This window comes from Bacteroides congonensis, from assembly GCF_900130125.1.
In the GTDB taxonomy this organism is placed as follows: domain Bacteria; phylum Bacteroidota; class Bacteroidia; order Bacteroidales; family Bacteroidaceae; genus Bacteroides; species Bacteroides congonensis.
This window is the reverse complement of the sequence record NZ_FQXY01000009.1, coordinates 1,114,181-1,137,825: the sequence shown is the minus strand read 5'-3', so window position 1 is coordinate 1,137,825 and position 23,645 is coordinate 1,114,181. Positions and strand designations below refer to the sequence as shown.

The 23,645-nt window shown below is 40.1% G+C and carries 17 protein-coding genes and 2 pseudogenes; 14 read left to right on the top strand and 5 right to left on the bottom strand.

From position 1 onward, the window contains the following. The first annotated feature begins 6 nt into the window (after positions 1 to 6). The 6 genes from BQ7997_RS11345 to BQ7997_RS11320 are packed head-to-tail and all read left to right on the top strand — an operon-like array spanning position 7 to position 9,910. A complete protein-coding gene (locus BQ7997_RS11345; RefSeq protein WP_073346576.1) occupies positions 7 to 3,327 on the top strand; it encodes a SusC/RagA family TonB-linked outer membrane protein in 3,321 nt (1,106 codons plus the stop codon). Between the two features lie 31 nt (positions 3,328 to 3,358). Then, positions 3,359 to 4,816, top strand: coding sequence for a RagB/SusD family nutrient uptake outer membrane protein (locus tag BQ7997_RS11340; RefSeq protein WP_235817280.1), 1,458 nt, complete (start codon positions 3,359 to 3,361; stop codon positions 4,814 to 4,816). Between the two features lie 25 nt (positions 4,817 to 4,841). Beyond that, positions 4,842 to 5,618, top strand: a complete 777-nt coding sequence (locus BQ7997_RS11335; protein WP_073346331.1) for a DUF4843 domain-containing protein — start codon at positions 4,842 to 4,844, stop codon at positions 5,616 to 5,618. Between the two features lie 5 nt (positions 5,619 to 5,623). Further along, on the top strand, positions 5,624 to 7,180 hold the full coding sequence (locus BQ7997_RS11330) for a PKD-like family lipoprotein (protein WP_097677776.1): 1,557 nt from the start codon (positions 5,624 to 5,626) through the stop codon (positions 7,178 to 7,180). 41 nt (positions 7,181 to 7,221) lie between these two features. Next, positions 7,222 to 8,574 (top strand): TlpA family protein disulfide reductase, encoded by a 1,353-nt coding sequence (locus tag BQ7997_RS11325; protein ID WP_073346329.1) that lies wholly within the window; start codon positions 7,222 to 7,224, stop codon positions 8,572 to 8,574. Between the two features lie 43 nt (positions 8,575 to 8,617). Then, entirely contained in the window at positions 8,618 to 9,910 is a 1,293-nt protein-coding gene (locus tag BQ7997_RS11320; protein WP_073346326.1) for a hypothetical protein, read from the top strand. A gap of 170 nt (positions 9,911 to 10,080) precedes the next feature. Here the strand turns inward: BQ7997_RS11320 and BQ7997_RS25900 are convergent. Next, positions 10,081 to 10,223: pseudogene (locus BQ7997_RS25900) on the bottom strand (RhuM family protein); the annotation flags it as partial. A 60-nt stretch (positions 10,224 to 10,283) separates the two neighbouring features. Here BQ7997_RS25900 and BQ7997_RS11315 point away from each other — a divergent pair. From BQ7997_RS11315 to BQ7997_RS11275, 8 genes and pseudogenes are all read left to right on the top strand, one after another. Next, positions 10,284 to 10,487: a helix-turn-helix domain-containing protein gene (locus tag BQ7997_RS11315; RefSeq protein ID WP_005795769.1), complete on the top strand. Its 204-nt coding sequence runs from the start codon at positions 10,284 to 10,286 to the stop codon at positions 10,485 to 10,487. Position 10,488: 1 nt separating this feature from the next. After that, the gene (locus BQ7997_RS11310) at positions 10,489 to 13,719 is read left to right on the top strand and encodes a type I restriction endonuclease subunit R (RefSeq protein ID WP_073346323.1); all 3,231 of its coding nucleotides are present in this window, start codon (positions 10,489 to 10,491) and stop codon (positions 13,717 to 13,719) included. 5 nt (positions 13,720 to 13,724) lie between these two features. Then, positions 13,725 to 15,368 carry an HsdM family class I SAM-dependent methyltransferase gene (locus BQ7997_RS11305; protein ID WP_044655042.1) on the top strand — a complete coding sequence of 548 codons (1,644 nt, stop codon included), beginning with the start codon at positions 13,725 to 13,727 and terminating at the stop codon, positions 15,366 to 15,368. A gap of 12 nt (positions 15,369 to 15,380) precedes the next feature. Continuing rightward, complete coding sequence (locus BQ7997_RS11300; protein WP_073346320.1) at positions 15,381 to 16,088, top strand: DUF3800 domain-containing protein; 708 nt, start codon at positions 15,381 to 15,383, stop codon at positions 16,086 to 16,088. Then, entirely contained in the window at positions 16,078 to 16,575 is a 498-nt protein-coding gene (locus BQ7997_RS11295; protein ID WP_073346318.1) for a hypothetical protein, read from the top strand. The genes BQ7997_RS11300 and BQ7997_RS11295 overlap by 11 nt, the downstream gene beginning before the upstream one ends. Positions 16,576 to 16,955: 380 nt before the next feature. Then, positions 16,956 to 17,159: a restriction endonuclease subunit S gene (locus BQ7997_RS11290; protein ID WP_073346315.1), complete on the top strand. Its 204-nt coding sequence runs from the start codon at positions 16,956 to 16,958 to the stop codon at positions 17,157 to 17,159. 46 nt (positions 17,160 to 17,205) lie between these two features. Then, positions 17,206 to 18,207: pseudogene (locus BQ7997_RS11285) on the top strand (virulence RhuM family protein). A gap of 219 nt (positions 18,208 to 18,426) precedes the next feature. Next, complete coding sequence (locus tag BQ7997_RS11275; protein WP_073346313.1) at positions 18,427 to 19,692, top strand: restriction endonuclease subunit S; 1,266 nt, start codon at positions 18,427 to 18,429, stop codon at positions 19,690 to 19,692. Here the strand turns inward: BQ7997_RS11275 and BQ7997_RS11270 are convergent. The 4 genes from BQ7997_RS11270 to BQ7997_RS11255 form a co-directional block, all read right to left on the bottom strand. Next, positions 19,616 to 20,224, bottom strand: coding sequence for a restriction endonuclease subunit S (locus BQ7997_RS11270; RefSeq protein WP_073346310.1), 609 nt, complete (start codon positions 20,222 to 20,224; stop codon positions 19,616 to 19,618). The genes BQ7997_RS11275 and BQ7997_RS11270 overlap by 77 nt on opposite strands. Beyond that, positions 20,221 to 21,102 (bottom strand): DNA damage-inducible protein D, encoded by an 882-nt coding sequence (gene dinD / locus BQ7997_RS11265; protein WP_015532556.1) that lies wholly within the window; start codon positions 21,100 to 21,102, stop codon positions 20,221 to 20,223. Before dinD ends, BQ7997_RS11270 begins: the two co-directional genes overlap by 4 nt. 70 nt (positions 21,103 to 21,172) lie before the next feature. Then, positions 21,173 to 22,165: a site-specific tyrosine recombinase/integron integrase gene (xerA, locus tag BQ7997_RS11260; protein WP_073346307.1), complete on the bottom strand. Its 993-nt coding sequence runs from the start codon at positions 22,163 to 22,165 to the stop codon at positions 21,173 to 21,175. 80 nt (positions 22,166 to 22,245) lie between these two features. Then, entirely contained in the window at positions 22,246 to 23,172 is a 927-nt protein-coding gene (locus BQ7997_RS11255) for a restriction endonuclease subunit S (RefSeq protein WP_235817279.1), read from the bottom strand. Positions 23,173 to 23,645 lie beyond the last annotated feature (473 nt).

Here is a 23,645-nt window from a genome sequence, read left to right as displayed (position 1 = left end):
ATATTTATGAAAAAAAGAGGATTGGACTGGAGGAAGTTTATTTTGCTTTTCATTCTTTGTGGATGTTATCAAGTGCTTCATGCCCAGCATAAAGTGAATTTACAGTTGAAAAGAGCTACTGTTACCGAAGCGTTGAAGAAAATGAGTGCTGCAACGGGGTATGAATTCTTTTATAATTCGAAGCAGTTGGCGGAGTGTACCAAAAGGGTAGATGCCCATTTTCGAGAGGTTCCTTTGACACAAGCATTACAGGAAGTTCTATCCGGTACGGATTTTACCTTTAAGACTGAAAACCGGACAATTGTGATTTTGCGGCGTTCTGTTTCGGAAGAGAAAAAGCCGGTTGAGAAAAAAGAGATTGAGATACGCGGGAAGGTGGTGGATGCTGCAGACCATTCGCCTATGATTGGAGTAACGGTAGTTGTAGGCGATGCATTGGGAGGGACTGCCACAGACTTAAATGGCGAGTTTGTCCTGACACTTCCGGTAGACGGTTGTGATATAAGCTTTTCCTTTGTAGGTTATGAATCGCAAATAAAGCATTTTAACGGTAAGAATGCAGCTATGTTGTCACATATTGTCATGCACCAGAAACTGATGGAGATTAATGATGTGGTGGTTACCGGTATCTATCAGCGTAAGAAGGAGAGTTTCACCGGAGCTTCCACTACTTTTAAAGGAGATGAATTGAAATCGGTGGGTTCACAAAATGTCATTCAAAGTTTGAAAACGCTCGACCCTTCTTTCAAGATAATGGAAAACAATCAGTTCGGTTCTAATCCGAATCGTATGCCGGATATTGAGATTCGTGGCAAAAGCAGTGTGATGGGGCTTAAGGAAGAGTATGGAACCGATCCCAATCAGCCGTTGTTTATTTTGGATGGCTTCGAGACAACATTGGAAACGGTGATGAATCTTAATATGAACCGTGTGGCTTCCGTAACCATTTTGAAAGATGCGGCTTCTACGGCCATTTATGGTTCTAAAGCTTCCAATGGTGTGGTTGTTATTGAGACGAAAGCACCGGCAAAAGGACGACTGCAACTCTCTTATAAAGGCGATTATGGAGTGACTGTGGCAGATTTGACAGATTACAATCTGATGAATGCCCGTGAAAAATTAATGTTTGAAGATCGGGCTGGAATATATAAGAATAAGGCAGGCAGCCCTTTTGACCAGATACGGTTGGATAGTTTGTATAATGCTCGTTTGCGTAATATAGCCCGCGGAGTAGATACGTACTGGTTGAGCGAACCTATTCGTACAGGCTTTACCCATAAGCATAATTTGTATGCTGAAGGAGGAGAAGAAAAGATTCGTTATGGAATAGGGCTGAGTTTCGGACAGGTACAGGGTGTCATGAAGGGTTCCGACCGACAGACGATAGGAGGAAATTTAGATTTAATCTATCGTACAGGGAAATTCCAGTTCAGTAATAAACTGACGATTGATTATGTACATACCAATGACCCGTCTGTCTCTTTCGAAGAGTATGCACAAGCGAATCCTTACTACGAGAAGTACGGCGCAGATGGGAAAATAAACAAGTACTTATATTATCCTTCGTCCGGAATTGACGATTTTCCGGTGGCCAATCCTTTATGGAATGCGCATTTGAATAATTATGATAAGGGTGAGGAATTCGGGTTTACCAATAATTTTATTATAGAGTGGTTTGCTACGCATGATTTTCGCGTAAGAGCCAAGTTTGGTATGACAAAGAATGATATCACCCAAGACACGCGTCTTTCTCCGCAACATTCACAGTTTGATGATGTGGGAGAAAATGAGAAAGGATTGTTTACTCATTCGCTGACAAAGAGTATGGTATATGAAGGGGATTTTGCCGCGACGTTTGGTAAACTTTTCGCAGACAAACATATGGTGAATGCCGTAGCGGGCTTTAATTTCAGTAGTAATAAGAATACAATGAACGGTTATTCGGCAAATGGTTTTACGGAAGATCAGTTTGCTGCTCCTTCCTTTGCCAATGGCTATCCCGATGGCGGAAAACCGAAATACCGTGAGAATCAGAAACGTGCGGCCAGTTTCTATATCAATGGGGGATATGCGTATGATAACCGTTATTTGCTGGATTTCAATTATCGTAACGATGGTGCATCGATGTTCGGAACGGACAATCGTTTCAGGAATACGTGGTCGATAGGTTTGGGATGGAATATGCATAATGAGGGATTCATGAAGAATAACGATTTAATCCAGTTACTGAAGCTGAGAGCTTCGGTCGGTAATCCCGGTAATCAGAATTTTGCGGCCTATCAGGCTTATTCTACCTATATGTTTAACGGATGGATGACCAACGTGTTCGGGACAGGTGTTATCCTTAATGCTTTGGGCAATAAGGAACTGGCATGGCAGGAGACTATTAACTATAATATCGGAACTGACCTGAGCATGTGGGGTAACCGTTTGAATGTTACGTTCGATTATTATTGGAAAAACACCGATCCTTTATTGGCAATCATTACCACTCCCGGTTCGATGGGAGTAAAAAGCATGGCAATGAATGCCGGCACACAGAAAACCCGGGGGTGGGAAGCGACAGTCAAGTTTTCTCCCGTTTATATGCCCGAACAACGTATTAACTGGAACATTAGTGTGAATGCAACACATGCGACAGCAAGTTATGCGAATATAGGCAACTCGTTCAGTGCTTTGAATGAGAGCGGCAGGGCTTCGTTGGCAGGCACTGTCCGCTATTATGACGGTGGTAGCCCGACTGCTATATGGGCGGTACGCTCGGCTGGAATCGATCCTGCTACCGGCAAGGAGTTGTTTATTAAAAAAGACGGTTCTTATTCGTTCAGTTATGATGTAAGTGATGAAGTGGTGGTAGGGGATACCGAACCGAAACTGGAAGGTGTATTTGGAACCACTTTTTATTATAAAGGATTTAGTCTCGGCTGTTATTTCCGTTATCAGTTAGGAGGGCAGGTGTTCAATACTTCATTGTTCCAGAAAGTCGAGAATATTGGTACGGAAGAGGTGTATAACAATCAGGATAAGCGTGCTTTGTACGACCGTTGGTCGGAGTCGAACCGCGAAGCACAGTTTAAAGGGGTTTCGTTAGTACAGAAAACGGATAAATCGTCTCGTTTTGTGATGGACGAAAATACACTTAGTTGTGAGTCGGTGAATGTCGGCTATGAGTTTACACAGAGTTTTGTCAAGAGAATCGGATTGTCGGCATTGACCTTGCAGGCGAATATGAATGATTTGTTCCGTTGGTCGACCGTTAAAAATGAAAGAGGTATCGACTATCCGTTTGCGCGTACCGTCTCTTTTTCGATAGGAGCTACTTTTTAGAATGTAATAAACTGGAATAATAATGAAACGAATGATGAATAATAGAAAAATATATATTGCGGTAGCCTGTTGTTTCCTTTTCTTGTTTAGCGGATGCAGTGGATGGTTGGATGTGAAACCTTACGATCAGATATCGGAAGAAGAATTACTGTCTTCCGAAGAGGGATTCTTCAAACTTCTGAACGGGGTATATATCGAATTGAACCATGAAGCCTTGTATGGTAGTGCCCTTTCTGTAGAAATGGTTGAAGTTATGGGAGGGGCCTATGCTATCGGTACGGACAATATGGTATGGGGTAATTACAAAGATTTGAGTAACTATGAATATGGTACGGACTATTGGCGTTCGCGGCTGAGTGCCACATGGGATAAAGCCTATTCATTAATTTTGAACTGTAATAAAATTCTGGAGAATCTGGAAGGGAATGAGGCATTGTTTACTGACGATAATTATGGGATTGTCCGTGGGGAAGCACTGGCATTGAGAGCCATGCTTCATTTTGATATGTTACGTTTGTTTGGCCCCGTATATTCACGGGATAAAGAAAAAGCAAGTATTCCTTACTATACATCGCAGAAAAATATCCCGGAGAGTCCGCTTCCTGCTGTAGAGGTTGCCCGGAATATTGTAGCCGACTTGAAAGAGGCGCGTATTCTCCTTGCGTACGACCCGATTATAACAGAAGGCACGATGATGAGTAGCGATATAAATTCTTCCGGCAATTTTCTGCGTTACCGTGCGTTGCGTTTGAACTATTACGCAGTGACCGGTTTGTTGGCACGTGTATGTTTATATACAGGTGACAGGGAGGGAGCTTTTAATTATTCGACAGAAGTAATCAAAGCGGCCAACAACGGAACATTTCCTTTCGTGGATAAAAGTCTGGTGATTGGCTCGCCGGAAGATCCCGACAGGATTTTCTCGTCCGAAGTCATCTTTGCGTTGTCTCATTCCAATCGTAACTTGTTGTTTAAAAATTATTACGACCCTGCCCGTTTGCCGGGTTGTGTGTTCAGAATGGAGACCGATTGGATGAATAATTATATTTATGGTGGAGGAATTGCTACTGGAGGGAATCAGGACGATTATCGCAATCAGGTGAACTGGACGGCTGTCGGTGCCAACAAATACTTCTACAAGTATTCGGATATGGCTGCTGTCGGAAAGATAGAGAATACCATGATTCCTATGCTGCGTCTTGGCGAAATGTATCTGATAGCTACGGAAAGCCAGTCGGATAACTTGGCTGCGGGGATTTCATATCTCAATACCCTTCGTAAGTATCGGGGTATATCCAATTTGCAGACTCTCAACCGGGATATGCTTATTTACGAATATATCCGTGAGTTGTATGGGGAAGGGCAATTGTTCTTTTTGTACAAACGTTTATTCTCCCGGATCTACTACTCTGCAACACCCAATAAAAATCCGGAGCCGAGTGATGAAATATTTATCGTGCCTTTGCCCGATTCGGAGACGGAGAACTGATTAATAACGAAAATGTAGAAAGAAAATGAAAAAGATACTTTATGCAAGTCTGTTGGCTGCGGTGGCGTTGAGTGCTTGTGATGAAAGAGTTCCGGCGGCTTTTGAAGAGATTGACGGTATTTACTTTAACAACCGTGCCAATATATCCTCTTCCAGTGCATTACTCGACAATGTCAATCGGACCTTTGTGTATGAAAATACGGATGAAATGGAAGTGCCGGTAAAAATTCAGTTATTGGGTCGTCCTGTGTCTCATGCGCGACCGATAGAGTTGCGTGTCACTTCGGAAGATGCAGTAGAAGGAGTAGATTATACATTACCGGATAAGGCGGAATTACCTGCCGGAGCTACATTCTTGAACTATACCGTTGTCCTTAAAAGAACCCCTCGATTGAAGGAGGAAGCTAAGACAATTGCATTGGAGATATTGCCGAATGCTTGTTTCTCATTACCGGTGCCGGAAGAAGTACAGGTGAATGGAGATACCATTTCCACGTTGTGTTTCCGCATTATTTATTCCGATATGTTTGTTGCTCCCCCCTCAGCGTGGGAGAAAGGGCTGATAGGGGAATTTTCGCAGCAGAAATTCGAACTGATATGCAAGGTCTTGGATATTGCACCGTCGGATTTCAATGATGCATCCAAGATAACGTTTTCCATGCAATTGTTTATCTACTCTGAGATGACGGAGTATGTTGCCCGGGAGGTTGCCAAACGTGACCGGGGGGAAGAGTTTGATAAAGACGTACTGGATATTAAAACCGGGGAACCGTTAAGTTTTCGAGATACAAGTAATAATTGAGAAAGATGAGACTGAAAAAGATTATATATGTAAGCCTGTTCTCCTTGGGGGCGATGGCTTGTGCAGAGGATAAGGGAAATTATGATTATCACGAACTGGCCGAACTTGAAATTTCGGGCGTAGAGGATAATCTTTCCGTACTCACGTATGAACATTTGCGGCTGAATCCTGACTTAGGGGTTGCAGCCCGGCCGAAAGACCAATATGAGTATGAATGGAAGGTCATCAACCAGGATGAGAGTAACGAAGTGACCCTCATCGGAGAAAACCGGAATTTGGATTATCAGGTAGAACTTGCCGCAGGTATCTATACATTGTATTTTACCGTGAAAGAAAAAGACTCCGGGCTTTATTGGCAGAAAAATTACCAACTGACCGTGAGTGATACAACGACCGAAGGCTGGATGGTGCTTTGTTCTGACGGTGGTCGGGCGCGTTTGGATATGGTTTCTACGGTGACGGGGGAGACCTACGCTGACCTTTTGAAGAGCAACAAAGATATGCCCGAATATCAGGGACCGCGCAAGATACAATGGTTGTCCAAATACGCAGCTCAGGATTCGCCTTACTATCTGTTGACAGACCAGGGGGCCACTCGTTTAGGTAAGAACAAGTTTATCTGGAAAGAAGAATATGAATTTAAATATGAGGTAGCTACATTGGCAGACTTATGTCCTTATTCCATCACCTTGGCAGGATTTGGCAGAATGATGGTGAGCGGAACAGATGCTTATTACAATGAGACAATATCTATTGACGGGCTTTATGGAACGAAAGTGAATAAAGATTTCGGTGTTGCTCCGCATGTCGGTGCCAATGTGGGGGCTACCATGTATGCGGCGGTTTATCTGATGTACGATATCGACAACAAGCGTTTTGTAACTTACTGTCCGATGATGCGTTCGGAAGCGTTGGGCGGATATGAGCCTTTACAGGAAATCACAGGTATGGAAGAGATAGCCAGAAAGGCGAAAGGCAGTGATAAGGTTGTCGGCGACGCTTTTGAGGAGTATCCGGTCGGTTATGAGTATGTGTATATGGAGAATACTAAATATGATGCAGGCAATGCCAAGATGGGAACCACCTATACACTTTTGAAGGATACAGGGGGCAAACTGCATTTGTATGGCATTCAGTTAGGTGATTTTATGTTGTTTGCCGACTGTACCTATATTATAGGCAGGGCTTATTATGGCGATTTGTCTGCTTGTACCGACATCGGGAAAGAGGGCAACTTGTATGCATTCAGTTCTTTGCGCAACTACATGTATTATGCTGTAGGCGGAACACTCTACCGGGTTGACTTGTCGGAGAAACCTTTGAGAGCGGAAAAACAGTTTATGTTGAGTGGGGAAACAATTACGTGCCTTAAGTTCAACCTTTACCAGAAAGCTGCGAATGCCAATCGTTCGTTTGATTTGGTGGTAGGCAGTACGAAGAACGGAAAAGGTACACTGAGAATCTATGAAGGGTTGTCCGGAGAAGGTGATTTCTCTACTGTCACTCCTGCCGTATATACAGGATTTACAGACATTGTGGATGTCACTTATCGGGAGAGATAAAAAACAAGAAACGAGACATATAATTAATTTCAAATAAAAATATGAAGAACTATTTATTATTGATGTGGATATTCTTGGCGTGTGCTTGCGCCCCTTCCACCAAGCCGGATGATATTGAAATAACCTTTGATGTGCAGCATCCTACTCTCCGGCAGGTAGTATTGGTATATCAGATGACAGTCTGTGAAATTCCTTTGGATGAACAAGGACATGCGGTGTTCACATTGAGAGATGTGGAAGCTGCACATGCGCGTCTTTTCTATGGGCAACAGGAGAAACAAGTTTATGTAGAGAAAGGCGATAGGGCTCGTATCACTTTTGACGGAAATGACTATCTGCGTACTTTTAAGTTTGAGGGAGAAAAGTCACCTGTTGTAGATTACCTGAACAGCGTGACGCTCATGCCATTGGCGGAGGAGAATTATGTGTTACCATTGGCGGAGTTTGTACAGAAGGTTGAACAAAAGGAACAGGAAAGCCGGAAATTATTGGATGCTCATCAGTTGGGAAATATCGGTAAGTTCGAAAAAATGGAAGAAGGGCGTATCCGTTATGGATTCGGAAGCGCGTTGATTATGTATCCTGTGGGATATGCCTATTCGAAAGATAGCACGTATCGTCCCGGGCAGGCCTATTATGACGCCATTCGCGCCTATTGGGTGGAGGATGAAGACTGGGTGGATGTACGCGAATACCGTACTATCATGATTGAACTTGCCCATGTGCTTGATGAAGCCAATCGGAATGTAGCCGGTTATTATCCGAAGGCTGTAGCTGAGATGCGGTATATTGCCGACAATGTACGGAGTGAAAAGGTGAAACAAACCCTGTTGCATCATATAGCCGCTTCGCATGTCGACCAGTTTGGCATCAAGGATATTACCGATATGGAAAATATATATCATACGTATGTAAAGGATACGGCATTGCTTGCCGATTATAAAGCGAAATTTGATAAGTGGGATTTGGCTTCTCCCGGCAAACCGTCTCCGGATTTTGAGGCGGTGGACGTTGACGGCAAGGTATATTCTTTGAAGGACTTTAAAGGAAAGTATGTCTACATTGATATGTGGGCTACGTGGTGTGCACCTTGTAAGCGTGAACTTCCTTTTTTGAAGAAACTGGAAGAACGTTTTGCCGGAAAAGATATTGTTTTTCTCGGACTTTCCATCGACTATGACAAGACGAAATGGGAAGAGCGGGTGAAGAGCGGTGAATTGGCAGGAGTGCAACTGCACATCGGTCCGCAAAGTAGCTTTAAGCGTGCTTACAACATTGACGGTATCCCTCGTTTCATCTTGTTGGATAAAGAGGGTAAAATCATCAATAACAATATGTCCCGTCCTTCTTCGGAGGATACGGAACATGTACTGGACGCATTGGAAGAAATATAAATACAACTTTATAAATTATTAATAACTTAAAAACGATTCGATTATGAAAAAGATTTGGTTTATGATGCTGATGATATGCGCGGTAGGCGTATTCATGGCTTGTTCGAGTGATGACGATGAAAATCCACAAAGTAATCCGATTACAAATTGTTCAGTACCAGTTGAGGCTGAGATTGGTACAGAAGTATTAGTGAGAGGTACAGGATTTGATGCTTCTCTTGCCAAGTTATCATTGAAGGGGGCAGATAATGTGGAAATTGCCATTGCAAGTCCGACATTTAGCGCTTCCGGAGTTAGTTTTATTATACCGATGTCTGTACAGGCAGGTGATTATACGTTGGTATTGTCACAGAATGGAGTGTGGGAATTAGGCAAAATAAAACTGACTCCTGCCGCACTTCCGATTATCGGTCTGACTGTTCCGGAAGAGGCTTATGTGGGTAAGGCACTGTCTATTGGAGGAAACAATTTCGATGTCGCATGCAAGATTTATTTGGTGAAAGCTGATGATACGACTGTTAAGACTGAACTGACTATCACAGACCGTAATAACGGATTGGTATGTGATGTTCCTTCTATTGTTGCTGAAGGTGCATATAGCTTGGTTTTGGCTCAGAATGGCGGTGAATGGATATTAGGAGAAGTTGCCCTTGTGAAGGAACGCAGATTGAAGTCTATGGAGGTAGTTGTGGATTATAGCGCTTTCGATATGGGAATAACGGAAATTCCTTATTATTTGAAGTATAATGCACAAGGACAGGTTGAAAAAATCAGTAAGGACGAAGCGGGAAACGATGTGTGGTATAATTTTACTTATTCTAATGGTGAGATTTTGGCTGTGACCGGACAGGATGATAAGAAATATTATCCGTTTAATTTATATGTAGAAGGCAATTGTGTAATCAAGCATAAGGATGTGGAGTTGGATAATAGAGAGTATGCTTGGAACTATACTGATAATAAATTAGTGGAGATAAAACGAGTTAGCAATTCAAAAGTTGCATTGGCTTTGGAATGGCAGAAGGATAATGCTGTTAAAGTGGGAGATGATTCATATATTTATGATGAAAATCAGAAAGTTAAGGGAATTGATATTGCTAAGTGTCTCTCATATATATTGTCAGGTGATAGTAATATGGAAATTTTCTATGCCGAACTTTTAGGACTTTCAGGTGCGAAGAGTATGAATCTTTTGAAGAGTTTTACGGATTCATCTGAAATGGAGCATATATTGAAATGTAAATTGGATGAGAAAGGATATTTAACTTCTGTATCAATGGATGCAGCGGAAGATTTTTCTGTATTTCCAACTACTATAACACTTACTTACGAATAATATTTTCTACTCCATCCTTACTTTTTAGGATGAACTGAAAAAGCTCCGTTTTGTATAGCTTAAAGCTTAGCTTTAGAAGATGTAAAGCTAAGCTTTAGCCCTCGCAAAGCGGGGCTTTTTCTATTTAATAATGTGAATTCGATATAACTCCGTACTATTCCAATTTCTCAGATAGTTGCCTCTTTGGTAAGCTGGCCTGATTCATAAATCTGTCCAAGATGGCAGTTGATAGTTAGTATATACACTCCGAACAAATTCTCCATTCGCTTCTGAAACATCCAAAAGTTTCACTATTGAAGATGAATTCGATACGTTGTAAACGTTATTGTCGAATATAATTCACTATATTTGCACTATAAAATCATATCAAAGAATGAAATTGAATAGAATAAAGGCTGTTCTTTTGGAAAAAGGCATTTCTCAAACATGGTTGGCAAAGAAACTCGATAAGAGCTTTAGTATGGTAAATGCCTATGCTTGTAATCGGATTCAGCCTAATTTGGAGACCTTGCAACAGATAGCAGAGATACTTCAAGTAGATTTGAAGGACTTGATAACCGACAAAAAGGATAGGTGACATGAAACAATTCTCGGAAGCGACACGGGTACAGATGCCTGCAATGGTTCATCTTACCCGAATAGGATATACTTACTTCGGTAAATTGAGCGAAGACAAGAATGGTACCGTCTATGATGGTGATACGAATATTCTATTGTCAATTTTTGAGCAACAGTTCAAAAGGCTGAATCCTGAGCATGAGGGTGAATATCTTCAAGTCTTGAAAGATATTCGTAAGGAACTGAATGATGATAACCTCGGTCGTGGCTTTTATAATCGTCTGAAAGCCGTATCTCCTGTGAAATTAGTTGACTTCGAAAATGTCGGAAACAATACATTCCATTTTACAGCCGAGTTTACTTGTAAGAACGGACAAGATGAGTTTCGACCTGACATTACTTTGTTTGTGAATGGTTTGCCACTTTGCTTTGTAGAAGTGAAGAAGCCAAACAATCATGGTGGAATGTTGGCGGAGAGCGCACGAATGAACAAAGAACGTTTCCCCAATAAGAAGTTTCGTCGTTTCATCAATATCACGCAGTTAATGATATTCAGTAACAATATGGAATATGATGCACTTGGTGGTATTGTACCCATACAAGGGGCTTTCTATTGTACTGGAGCACGCTCATATTCTCCCTTTAACTGTTTCCGTGAAGAAAATCTGTCTGCACAAAAGATAGCACCTTTTCATCGTGATTATCCGTATAAGGACATTGACAAGGCAGCGGAAAAGCAGATATTATCAGATTATAATTGCCAAGTCATTCATACAAGCCCGGAATATCAAACCAATCTTGATTTCAATACGCCTACTAATAGGATACTGACTTCCATGTGTTCGCCAGAACGGTTGCTGTATATTATTAAATATGGTATAGCATACGTTAGAATGGAACGAGAGGTGGATGGAAAGATTGAATCCACCGACCAAAAACATATTATGCGTTACCAACAATTGTTTGCGTCATTGGCCATTCGTAAGAAACTGGCTGAAGGACTAAAATCAGGTGTTGTATGGCATACGCAAGGTAGTGGTAAAACAGCCCTATCCTATTATCTGACCTATATTCTCAACGATTTCTATTCCAAACAGAAGAAGGTGGCTAAATTCTATTTCATAGTTGACCGCCTTGATTTGTTGGAACAAGCCACACAGGAGTTTGAAGCTCGTGGATTGGTGGTATCAACAGCCAATTCAAGAGCGGAATTAATGGCGCAATTCCGTAGTAATCAAGCACAGCAGGGTATAAGCGGTCAGGCTGAAATTACGGTAGTAAATATACAACGCTTTGCGGAGGACAAGGAAAAAGTGCGCATCAACGACTATGCAACCAACCTTCAGCGTATCTTTATTCTTGACGAGGCGCATCGTGGGTATAAACCCGGTGGCTGTTTCCTTGCCAATCTGTTTGATGCGGACACTGATGCAATCAAAATTGCACTTACAGGTACTCCGCTATTGAAGGAAGAACGTGCCAGTTGTAAAGTGTTCGGAAGTTATCTACACACTTATTATTACGATAAGTCCATTGCGGACGGTTATACGCTGAAAATCATTCGTGAAGATATTGAAACATCCTATAAAGAACGTCTTTCGGATATGTACGACAAATTAGAGACATTAGTACAGAAGAAAGACATCCGCAAATCGGAAATCATAGAGCATCCGAGTTATGTAAGCGAGTTGGCTCGTTATATCATGACGGACTTAAAAGAATTCCGAAAGATACAAGGAGATGATACTTTAGGCGGTATGGTTATTTGCGAGACCAGCGAACAAGCACGACAGCTTTACGAGGTATTTCAAGAGGAATGGCAAAAATATCAACCGAAGCCCATCAAGATTAAACTTCCTGATGGTTCATATGTCGTAGGTGAACCAGCGGTGGATTACAAATCAAAGTACAGACCATTGAAAGCCGGAATCATTCTTCATGATACGGATGACAAAGAGACGAGAAAGCAAATAGTCAAGGACTTCAAGAAGAATATGACGGTGGATATTCTCATTGTCTTCAATATGCTTCTGACTGGTTTTGATGCACCTCGCTTGAAGCGTTTATATTTTGGTCGTAAATTGAAAGATCATAATTTGCTTCAAGCTATTACTCGTGTAAATCGTCCTTATCCGGGAATGCGTTACGGTTTTGTCATTGACTTTGCCGATATCAAACGCAATTTTCAGGAAACAAATGAGGCATATTTGCAAGAGTTGAACCGCTTTAACGATGTGGACGAGACTGGGGAAGAGGCTGTTACCGATACATTTACTCAAGTCATAGAGGACAAAGAAGAGATTTTGAAGCAAATGAAACAGGTGCGTCAGACTCTTTTTGATTATTCTTATGACAATGCAGAAGAGTTTTCCTCTGAAATCTCAACGGAGGAAGATAAGGCTGTACTTCTCGACCTAAAACAGGCGTTAGAGGCAGCTAAGAACATGGCTAATATTGTGCGTACTTTTGGCGACGAGGAAATGAAAGAGCAGTTTGCCAAACTTGAAATTACCAAACTGCCACAACTGCTGTCCGAGGTGCAAAGGCGTATTGGTATCATTAACCAAAAGGAGGCTTTTAGCGTAGGTGATGAGACTAAAATGCTTATCAATGAGGCGATGATGGATATTGAGTTCACTTTTTCCAAAATAGGACAGGAAGAATTACGCATAGTAGGCGGAAAAGAGGCAATCAAAGAAAAATGGCAACGAACCATTACTTCATTTACGCAGAACTTCGACCAAGACGATCCTGAGTTCATTTCGTTGCGTGATGCTTTTATGGAGCGGTTTAAAGAACACGGATTTGTGATTGATTCCATAGCCAAGTTCAATGAGGAAACGCAAGCATTGGATGAAATTATAGTTCGTCTGCAAGACCTACAAAAACGGAATAATGCATTGATGAAAAAGTATAAGGGCGATGAAAAATTTGCCCGTGTACACAAACGCATCCGAGAAGTAAATAAACAGAGGGAGGGGAAAGGACAAAAGCCGATGTTTTCTTTCCTTGACGAAGAGATTGCAGCCATTCTTAATATCATAAAAGAAGATGTGGATGCCAAAGTCTATGATCGTAACGATATTCTAAAAAAAGATGCATATTTTAATCGTACGGTGATGGCTCTTATCAATGGATGCTTGTATCATTTCCCACAGATTAAACCGGAAATGGACGATTACAAATTTATCCAAACACGTATTTCACAACAGTATATCAACCAATATAACGCCACTTACGGCATTGCATAAAGATTATGTCAGATATTAAAGAAAAAACATTAAAGCTCATCGACGGTCTTAAAGCCACCTGCCAGTCATACGGTATGGGTAACGATGGTAACGAATATAAAATTATCACCCAAGTATTTCTCTACAAGTTCTTGAATGACAAGTTTGGTTATGAACTGAAGAATGCGAAAAGCGATATTGCCAAGAAACTGACGGGGGATGCAAAGTGGGAAACCGCATATGAGAACCTTTCTGATGATGAACGTATGCTTATTCAGAGTGCCATCTCTCCAGATGTTCCGATGCTTGAACCTTATCACCTGATAGCCAATCTTTGGAATCAACAGGGGAAGGGGGATTTTGATACCATTTTCGATTCCACTATGACAGACATAGCGGAACAAAATGCGGATATATTTTCCACACAGACCACAGCCAACACAAAAATACCTTTGTTTGAGGCTTTGACTCCATTTGTGACCGATACGGCACAACGTGCGCCATTTGCCCGAGCATTGGTCGATAAGTTGGTGAACTTCTCATTTGAAGAGGCGTTTGCACAAAACTACGATTTTTTCTCCAGTATCTTTGAGTATTTGATTAAGGACTATAATACTGCCGGAGGAGGAAAATATGCGGAGTATTATACGCCTCATGCCATAGCGACGATTATGGCTCGTCTGTTAGTGGGGGATAATGCCGATTTGCATAGCATGGAATGTTATGACCCATCGGCAGGAACTGGTACACTTCTGATGGCACTCAGTCATCAAATAGGAGAAGACCGTTGTACCATCTTCTCGCAAGATATTTCCCAGCGAAGCAACAAAATGTTGAAACTTAATCTGTTGCTCAATGGTCTTGTATCTTCACTTGATAATGCCATTCAAGGTGACACACTTGTAAGCCCCTATCATAAGAGCGATGACGGACAACAGTTGCGCCAATTTGATTTTGTGGTAAGTAATCCGCCTTTCAAGATGGACTTTTCCGATACCAGAGAGAAGATAGCTGCTATGCCTGCCCGTTTTTGGGCGGGAGTTCCCAATGTGCCAGCCAAAAAGAAAGAGTCAATGGCAATATACACCTGTTTTATCCAGCACGTTATCAATTCGTTGAAAAAAGCAGGAAAGGGAGCGATTGTTATCCCGACAGGTTTTATTACAGCTAAAAGTGGTATCGAGAACAAAATTCTTCATAAGATAGTAGATGACAAAGTTGTATTCGGTTGTGTTTCCATGCCAAGTAATGTATTCGCCAATACAGGCACAAATGTCAGTGTATTGTTTTTTGATAAATCTGCTACTGCCGAAAAGGTGATTTTGATTGATGCCAGCAAATTGGGTGAGGAATACAAGGATGCCAACGGATTGAAAAAAGTACGACTGAATGATGATGAGATAGAAAAGATTGTCGGTACATTCCAGCGAAAGGAAGCTGTGGAAGATTTTTCCGTGGCTGTTTCTTACGATGAGATAAAGGAAAAAGGATACTCTCTTTCTGCCGGACAATATTTTGACATCAAGATTGATTATGTAGATATAACCGAAGAAGAGTTTAACCAGCGTATGGCAAAATACAAAAATACCCTTATGCAACAGTTTGAGGAAAGCCACCGTTTGGAAACTGAGATAATGAAGCAGTTTGACAGTTTGACGTTTAATAACTAAAATTGCACAGACATGGGACAATTATATAATATTTATTGCGATGAAAGTTGTCATTTGGAGCATGATGGCGAAAACGCAATGACAATAGGTGGCATATGGTGCCTTCAGAATAAGAAAGATGAAATATTCCATCGCATACGTGAAATAAAGAAAGAACATGGTTTAAGCAAAAGCTTTGAAATTAAATGGAATAAGGTTTCTCCAGGGCAACTATACTTTTATATGGATATTGTCAATTATTTTTTTGATAATAGTGACCTTCATTTTCGTGTATTGGTTATTCCAAACAAACAGGAATTAAAGCATGATTTGTTTAGCCAAACCCATGATGATTTCTATTATAAGATGTACTTCAATATGCTCAAGACTTTATTTGAACCTGACTGTGAGTATAATATCTACATAGATATAAAGGATACAAGAGGTCAACGTAAGGTAGAAAAGCTGCACGAAGTTCTATGTAACAATCATTATGACTTTAATAGAAACTTGATACGTAAGGTGCAGCAAGTTCGTTCTGAAGAAGTTGAGTTGGTTGCACTGGCTGATTTGCTTATAGGTGCATTATCCTATGTTCATAGAGGGAAAAACACCAGCGTGGCTAAATTGAAATTGATAGAACGTATTAAAGAAAGAAGTGGTTATAATCTAATGGCCAGTACTCTCTACCGTGAGGATAAATTTAATATCTTTGTTTGGAGAAGCGGATATGGGGAATAATGAATACTTCACTCTGCCGGATTTAATTGAATTAAGTGAATTTGGTGGAGATTTTCATACATATCTTGAGGCAGTCTATGAGTGCTTCAAGCAAGATTTTATTGCCAAACGTCCTGTGTTTAGAGGAATGAGGTTGGGATTAAAGAAATATCCACTATCGCAAGATAAGGAAGCAACTTTTTGGCATATGACTTCTGAAGGCGAAGATGAAGCTACCAGAGAACCCGATTTGCGGCGTATGGAAAGAATCAAATGGCCGGCTCCAATGATAAACCTGTCAGAACATCCTTATCTGAAGGTCTGGGAGAACACTCGTGGAAACAAGACTAATATTCTTATTTTTCATGAAAATGAGAACTATTTGGTAGTATTGCGAAAAGCAAAGGACTATATTTTGCCTTGGACTGCTTACTTGGTAACCTATAAGTCGCGAAAGGAAAAGCTGTTGAAAGAATATGAAGCCTATATAAAAAGCAAGGAGCGATAAGAATATCGCCCCCGTTTCTCCTTCAACACATGGTTGCTGAGATGATGCAAAGATAATGCAATCTCTTCGCATTAGCAAGAGTTGTCTATGATTTTAACGTGCTAACGGCTAATTTGTTTTGGAAAAAGTGCAAAACGGCTACTATGGATAAGCAGAATAAGGATAATTTTAAGGATAGAATCTTAAAAATGGTAAAGGCTTCAGTTGATACTCAAGGCTGGGTGGTAGTAGGCATATGCACTATTTTTTTTATAGATATCTGGAAATAGTGGTTTTTTATATCTTGGAATATCGCAAAGAATAGGATAGAGAAAGCCTGAAGGGTACGTAATATGAATACCAACTTGAGGAGGGCAAAGAATTGTATGAAGAATAGAATTATGGAATTGAAGAAATATAAAAAGAAAAGGATTATTCCACAAGGTTGGAAAGAGATAACACTTGCAGATGTTTTTAGAACATCTTCAGGTGCTACACCATTATCTACAGAGGTAAGTTATTATGCAAATGGCACTATTCCTTGGATCAATAGCGGAGAATTAGATAGTCCCTATATTTATAATACAATGAACTTCATATCTTAAAAGGAATTTTGTGGCACAATTATAAAAATAAGAAATAGAACTAACAATGAGTAACGAGATACAGTTTTTATTATATAGCCTGCCTGATGAACAAGGAAAGGTACAAGTTGTTATCAAAGACGAAACGATTTGGTGTACCCAAAAGGCTATGGCGCAGCTTTTCGGTATTGACAAATCTGGTATTAGTCGTCACATAGCCAATATCTTCAAGGATGAAGAACTGCAGCAAGACACGACAGTTGCAAAAATTGCAACCGTCGTGAATCGAGGCATAAGAGGTGAGGTTGAAGAATTGGTTGATTTCTACAATCTTGATATGATTATTGCAGTTGGCTACCGTGTCTCTTCTCCTAAAGCGACCAAGTTCCGACAATGGGCAACCAAGATTCTTAATGAGTATATCAAGAAAGGATTTGTGCTTGATGATGAACGCTTAAAACAGGGAACGGCAGTATTCGGAAAAGACTATTTCCGTGAATTGTTGGAAAGGGTACGCTCTATCCGTGCCAGCGAACGGCGAATCTGGCAACAAATTACCGATATATATGCAGAATGTAGTGTAGACTATGATAAGAATTCGCCTACAACTCGCGATTTCTATGCCATGATACAGAACCGTTTTCATTATGCCATTACCGGGCAAACGGCAGCAGAGATTATTTATACAAAGGCAGACCATAACAAAGAACACATGGGGCTGACTACATGGAAGAATGCACCTGATGGACGTATCTTGAAATCGGATGTGTCAATAGCTAAGAACTATTTACAGGAAAAGGAAATTCGTCAGTTGGAACGTGCTGTAACAGGTTTCTTTGATTATATAGAAGATCTTATCGAGCGTGAGAATACATTCAATATGTCCCAATTTTCTAAAAGTGTCAATGAATTCCTCACATTCCGTCGTTATCAAATTTTGCCGGACAAAGAGCGTATTTCTGCATCATAGGCTAAGGCAAAAGCTGAAAGCGAATATGATATTTTTAATAAAACGCAACGGATAGATTCTGACTTCGATAAACAGGTTAGAGGTATGTTGAATAAATGATTATTGTGAACGAAAGTAATATAGATTTGAATGATTGATTACGATAAAATAAGTGAATATATAGCTACTATGATTTCAAAATCGGGTGGATGTGCACAGAGAAGAAAAACGTTATGCTACCGCAGAACAAAAAGAAATGGAAAAGAATAGTCGAGAGCTTATTCTGAAATCCATTGAAGAGCAAATCAAAGTGTATCTTAAAAGCCAAAATAGATTATTATGAATTTGACAAGATATAAGTTGGGAGAAATTCTCGATGTTACAAGAGGTGCAAGTCTCAGTGGCGAGTTTTATGCCACAGAGGGAGAATACATTCGTTTGACTTGTGGTAATTTCAACTATCAAAACAATTGCTTTAAGGAAAACAAGTCCAAAGATAATCTGTATTACATCGGTGAATTTAAGCCGGAGTTTTTAATGGAGAAGGGTGATATTATCACTCCTTTGACCGAACAGGCAATAGGTTTGCTTGGCTCTACTGCTATCATTCCTGAAAGCGGTAAATATATTCAAAGTCAAGATGTGGCTAAGATTGTTTGCAAAGAGGGCTTGTTGGACAAGGGCTTTGCTTTCTATCTCATATCTTCCGCTTTGGTCAAACAGCAATTAAGTGCAGCCGCACAACAAACTAAGATTCGTCATACTTCGCCCGACAAAATCAAAGATTGCACTGTATGGATTCCAGATTTAGTAGAGCAGAAGCGCATTGGTAAGTTGTTCCGTAGCCTTGACCGCAAAATAGAACTTAACCGTGCGCTAAATCAGAATTTAGAAGCGATGGCAAAGCAACTCTATGACTATTGGTTTGTGCAGTTTGATTTCCCGAATGAAGAGGGTAAACCGTATAAATCCAGTGGGGGTGCTATGGTATGGAATGAGAAGTTGAAGAGGGAAATTCCTCAAGGATGGAATATACTACCTCTTTTTGATGCTATTAGTGTGCAGTATGGTTTCCCTTTTGCTACTGAACAATTTACAGATGAGATAACAAATATACCTATTGTTCGTATTAGGGACATTCTTGAAGGAACGACATCAGCATATTCTTTTGAAAACACAGATGAAAAATACTGTTTGAATGAGGGGGATGTACTTGTTGGTATGGACGGAAATTTTCACATGAACTTCTGGCATAACAATATTGCCTATCTTAATCAGCGATGTGTAAGGATGCGTCCTTATAGAGACTCCTCAATATCTTCAATTCAAATCTATTATAATATCCAACCTTACATTAAGGCGAAAGAACAAAATGCAAAAGGATCTACTGTGGGACATCTGTCAGATAAAGATTTGAAAGGGCTATATCTTATAAAACCAGCAATTTCATTAAGTTTCAATCCTCGAAAAGTATTTGACGAGCTATTGGAACTGATAATTGAGAACAAACAACAGATTTTATCACTTACTAAGCAGCGAGACGAACTCTTACCACTCCTAATGAACGGCCAAGTGTCGGTAAATTCTGATTTATCTGACGATTGATAGCGTTTTTCCTCTCTAAACCTTGGAGAATAGCTACAATATTGTTTTGGATGCTTTCACTAATATCTTCAATTGGTATAGCAGCAAAGGCTGCATCCAATTGGAGATTTTTTATACCGGACGTTTTGCCTTCGAAATTAAAAAACGCCCCACGATTATAGATAAACTGAAGATAATAGTAGACATAGAGGGGATTCCAACCTTTCTTTACTCGAAAGGCAGTACAAAAATTGGAGCATATAACAGCCCCGGCATGCTCAAGCAGCTCTTGTGATACCAAAGATACACGCCCTGTGGATTGAGTTGGGCTACCACCTGACTTTTCAATGATAATGTCTCCTACTTGAAGACATTTTTTTGCATATGCTTGTTGGTTAATATAGCGGACTGGAATTGCCGAGAAATCATATTCTGATATTGGAATAATATCAGCCCCACGTACACAAGTTACCGCACAAGGTGTTTCTTTAGAGTAAGTTTCCTCGCCCCATTCTCCAGCAATGAATACTTCTATAATGTCAATTAATTTCATTCGTTGTCTTCAGGTTTAAGTTTAGGGAGTTTTGAAGAAGACTTCTCAATTTTCTTTTCATTGGAAGCAACGCGTCGTTCTACCTTCTTGATGTCCTCAGCTGCTGGCAGTTCTTCCGGGCGTATGCCTCGCTGACCGAGCATTTGTCGGATGCTGCGGTTGTTGTCCATATGTTCGGTAGTTATACTATGCTCACCATAAAGGTCTTTTTGTTCGACATTGTAATTTGTCATTTCTGTGGCAAGGTTTTTTGCTGCAATTGTAAGAGTTGGAAGAAAATCTGCTAATGGGCGTGTCGATTTAATGCCAAGCCGGTTCTTCATATCTTCTGTTGTATGCCCACCGAATAACACACCATCACCTTTAGAACGAATGCGTCCAAAACCTTTATCATCCACTCCGCGCTCATAAATATTACGTGATAATTGTTTTTCGGAAGAACGCAAACGATCTCTCGTTTCAAGTCGCGACAATTGTTCTATATGCTCCGCAATAAGTTCTGCGCGTCGAGTTTGTACGGCAAAATAACCTTGTGCAAAAGCTATTTCTTCTTTCTTGGGATCGCCATTCTGTGCGACAAGATAGCACGCATAACGAGTCAGCATGAAATCTTGTATTTCACGCTTAGCTCCGCTACCCAAAGTAACCATTTTCGTGACCTCACGAAAATGGTCGTCGATGTTGATATTCTGTGTTTTACATGATTCAACAGCGCGAGTCAATGCTACTTGAAAATTCTCCCATCTTGCATACCCCAATATAATCTGCAATTCTCTCGCAAACCATACTTCTACTTTATCCGCTCCATTATCGTCTTCGATATAATGGCAAATGTCATCAAACGATTGCTTATGTTTATTGATTCTCTGCAAGTCCATAGTGCTTTTTATTAGCGTTTCATATTAGACTGCAAAAGTACAAATTTTAAAGCAGAAATCAGCACGGTTATTATCCCAAATACTTCTTATGAGCTAACTTTACATTGTTTTGGTTCACAATGGCATAATGCAGTGTAGTATCAATGCGTACATGACCAAGTAAACGTTGTACTTGTTCGATGGGCATACCTTTGTCGATAGCCATCGTTGCAAGGGTGCGACGGAATTTGTGAGGATGAACTTTGGGCATAGAAAGTGCTTGTCCCAATTTTCGGATTCTCACTTCTACACCGCTAATAGTGAGTCGTGTATGAGGTGAATTTATGGAAACAAATAAAGCTGGATTTTCATCTGTACGTCCATTAAGGTATTGTTGTAGATGTAATTTTGTTCGAGCATTGAAATAAACAATACGTTCTTTATTTCCTTTTCCAAATACTACACACTGACGTTCGTGGAAGTCTATATCTGCTCGGTTCAGTTTTACCAATTCTCCTACACGAATGCCAGTAGATGAAAGAAAGTCTATAATGGCAAGGTCTCGTTTGTTGGTACAACTATCTCGGAGCTGTTCCAACTGTTCGTCAGAAAGTACCTCTTTTACAAGTGAATCCGTTTTAACCTTGTGGATGCGCCTGACTGGGCTTTTTGCGATGTAGTCTTCATCCTCTAACCATGCAAAGAAACTGGAAAAGATACGTCGGATATTGTCAATAGTCACTTTGCTGGATTGATGTTCTTCTTGATAATCGGATAGATAAGTGCGAATGTCTGTTGTGGTGATGTGACAAATAGCCAATGAGAGCGTAACCAACAATTTTTCAATGGTATTACGGTAGTAAACCAGTGTCTTATCCGAACATCCCTCAATCTTCTTTGCCGATATAAAAGAGTTTAGAAGGTGTTCATTTTCTTGTGTTTGCTGTGTAACACAGTCTTTCTTTTCAGTGATTTCGACATTATGTAATTCTGATGCAAGCACTGCTTTACGCCGTGCCATCTGTCTGCAGTCTAAGTCACGCTGCATCTTCGCAACTATTGCCTGAATGATGTTCTCTTTCATAATTCTATAAAATAATAATGATGTTATAATATAGAATATAGGCAAAAGAGGCAATTAAACCTCTCTTGCACATTTCATAATTAATTATTGTTCCATGTTTCTTCGCATTCAGAACAAAAATTAATACCAGCTTCTGCGTAGAAGTTGCGTCCGCAACATCCACAAACGATTTTAACTAATCTCGTTCTAATAAAATTGTATTTCATTATTGTAATAGTTTTGATTTTATGGGAATATGCCCACGTATATACTCTAATAGTATATTGGCGGAACAAAAGTTGTAAAAAAGTCGCTAAATCAGAATTTACCGACACTTGACCGTTCATCAGAAGTGGGAGAAGTTCGTCACGCTGCTTAGTAAGGTATTCGTTTTCTTTTTGAATTTCGTACTGTTTATTATTAAGAGCTGATACTCGTTTTTCCCATAAGTCCAAGATTGCATCACTTGGCTTTAGAATTGGAAAATTCAACACGTCTTCACGAGAAACCTCTTTAAATGTTGTACCAGTGCCAAGCTGTTCTATCTGCCTAATGTGAATGTTTAGATAATAATACAGGTAAGTTGATATGTTTTCCGCTTTGGGAACAAAGCTCTTAAAACCTTGATTGGTACACAACTTTGTTTTAGCAATAGACAACAAACCTATTGGTGCACGACTTGACATTAATATCGTATTTGGAGGCAATAAATGAGTACTGCAAGAATTATATCCTGCTTGTGAAATATTGCGTTCTCCTTGATAGACAAATTTTTGCTTTTGGTCAGATAAATCTTTCGGAGTAATCCAAACAATATCTCCTCCATAATTTTGTTCGTTAATAGTTGAAGGTGTTGCACCATTGTAAACGTCAGCAATATCCTCTATCGTCTTAATTTCCCATGATGCAGGAATATCACGCTTTAATTTTTCACTCCAAACCATTTCACCACTATATTTATACGGCTTTCCTTCTTCATTCGGAAAGTCAAACTGCACAAACCAGTAATCGTAAAGCTGCTTTGCCATCGCTTCTAAATTCTGATTTATATGTTAGTGATATAAGAAAATGTCAATACCACCCTCTATCTTTATGGCGTAGGAGGTCTCAGCGTGTGAGTCTCAGATTGAATGTTCCACGAACTTTAAGTCTCAATATGTAATAGTCTATGCGGATAGTATGTGGCCTTAGCGTTTTTTATAAAGGAAGATAACGAATCAATGCTTCGTTAAAACAATAGCTCGTTAAAACAATGCTTCATTAAAAATTAGCCAAGCCTATTGACTTCAGCATTCCATAAAATTAGGCGAATAATCTTTACACCCTGTTTGAACCTGAAATGTATGAAATGTACGATATGTCTCTTTTTTTGACCAAAAATAGCTGGTTGTCCGAAAATGACAAAAAAAATGAGGGAAATCTTCCCGAAATCCCCCATTCATTTTATCTATGTGAAGTAAAAAATATGTATTTATACTGCTTTGATGTATACTTGCTTTTC